3 protein-coding genes are annotated in these 1,618 nt (G+C 43.1%); all 3 read left to right on the top strand.

Annotated elements, in window-relative coordinates:
- The first annotated feature begins 75 nt into the window (after positions 1-75).
- The 3 genes from Q9R25_RS14865 (at position 76) to Q9R25_RS14875 (ending at position 1,318) form a co-directional block, all read left to right on the top strand.
- The gene (locus Q9R25_RS14865; RefSeq protein WP_311283387.1) at positions 76-474 is read left to right on the top strand and encodes a DUF4320 family protein; all 399 of its coding nucleotides are present in this window, start codon (positions 76-78) and stop codon (positions 472-474) included.
- Between the two features lie 100 nt (positions 475-574).
- Entirely contained in the window at positions 575-1,069 is a 495-nt protein-coding gene (locus tag Q9R25_RS14870; RefSeq protein ID WP_311283388.1) for a hypothetical protein, read from the top strand.
- 9 nt (positions 1,070-1,078) lie between these two features.
- The gene (locus Q9R25_RS14875) at positions 1,079-1,318 is read left to right on the top strand and encodes a hypothetical protein (protein WP_311283389.1); all 240 of its coding nucleotides are present in this window, start codon (positions 1,079-1,081) and stop codon (positions 1,316-1,318) included.
- The last annotated feature ends 300 nt before the right edge of the window (positions 1,319-1,618 follow it).

Here is a 1,618-nt window from a genome sequence, read left to right on the forward strand (position 1 = left end):
TTGGTGAAAAAAAGAGGGTGGTCGTATCGAATGTGTGACCACCTTTTTATTTAATTATAGAAAGGGAGTTGACTCATGAAAGGAACAGTCGCATTGGCATTTGGCATCATCATACTCATTCCATTTATCATGTTTATACCTGACTTGGCTATATACGGTATTCAATCACATAAAGCTTCCGTAGTAGCAGCAGACATTACTAAAGAAGCAGAGATGCGTGGAGGAGTCACGAGTGATTTAAAAAACTATGCTCAGGAACGGCTAGATGAGACAGGGCTTTCAGACAATGGATATCAGGTAAGTTATCGAGTAGAGGGTGTGGGTTCGGAGGGAAAAACACAGTATAGAGGAAAAATCAGCGTGAGAGTGGAGGGTGAGTACCAATTCAAAACCTTCAATTTCCTCAATACAGGTTCACCGACATTAAAAGTTGTACAACAACAAAGTGGAACGTCTCAATTATGGTTACGCTAAAACAGACAAACAAATACAATAATAGTTATGATACACTCAATCTGATTAAAGGGCGTACAGCGATATGATGAACGTACCCCACAGATTGGAGTTTCCATATATGTCTTATCCAACGAAAACTTACAAAGTCCACCCGTTCTACAAAATGCTTTTCGACAGCATCTTTGAAGTTTTGAACAATCAAAAGTCTCCATTTCTCGAATGGATTATGGATAAGCATTTAGGTACAGATGCTAAAAGAACTTTGTCACAACACAACTACAACGGGCTTTTCATCGACATGGTGAACGGCTTCGAACAGCAATTGCACCATAAGCAATTCGATGAACTGACTTTCGACATGAAGACGAGAAAACGTTTCGTGGAACTGATGGGGGCATATCTATCTAACCCGAGACTTCCGCAGAACTTGACCATATTCACGGTTCGAATCTCAAGTGAAGAGGTCGAGAGGGTTCATCGATTGAAGAACGGGTATCTGCTGAAAGAAGTCGTCCACTATGCCATCTTGAACTACCTTTATGAGTTGGACGAATTGACTTATGAACTGGTCAAGAATACGTTCCTAAAAGCCATCGAGAACAAAAGTGTGTAACAAGAAATCATGAAGTGGATCAGAGACAACCTTATCAATTTATATGTCATTTTTGGAATCGTGGTATTCATCCTGATTTATCACTTGCAAGGCATCTATACAGTCGGAACGGAACACCATCAAAAAGTGTCGATCATGTTCTTCACGTATAGCTTCGGAGTCGTCATCCTAAGTGGTGTCGGGCTTCGGCATTGTATTGAACGGGTGAGAGAGTGGTATCAACAACAAAATCGGATTAAAGAAGAGTAGGCGAAACCGTCTGCTCTTTTTTAATTGCCTTAAAGCCTGTAAACCCTTGTTTTTGGCTCATGGGGCGGTCGCTAAGGTGTTCGGAAGGGCATCGCCCACCCAAGCGTCCACAACCCACCGCAACGCACCTAAAACGGTCGATAACGACAGCCCCTTGCAGACTGGCTCGATCATCGAAGATGAACAGGCCATTCCGCAACACGTCTAAAGCCGTGTGGGGCTGTACGTTCCTGTCCGTTTTCACGGCACGTTCGGAGCGTAAGGGCAAGGTCAAAAGAGTGGGCTTGCATGAAGCAAGCT

Origin of the sequence: Exiguobacterium sp. BG5(2022) (genome assembly GCF_031844365.1) — a bacterium.
GTDB lineage: Bacteria > Bacillota > Bacilli > Exiguobacteriales > Exiguobacteriaceae > Exiguobacterium > Exiguobacterium profundum.

What these genes read in the sequence shown, in the direction of transcription:
- Q9R25_RS14875 (WP_311283389.1), top strand. Translation starts at nt 1,079, where the DNA reads ATGAAGTGGATCAGAGACAACCTTATCAATTTATATGTCATTTTTGGA.
- Q9R25_RS14865 (WP_311283387.1), top strand. Translation starts at nt 76, where the DNA reads ATGAAAGGAACAGTCGCATTGGCATTTGGCATCATCATACTCATTCCA.
- Q9R25_RS14870 (WP_311283388.1), top strand. Translation starts at nt 575, where the DNA reads ATGTCTTATCCAACGAAAACTTACAAAGTCCACCCGTTCTACAAAATG.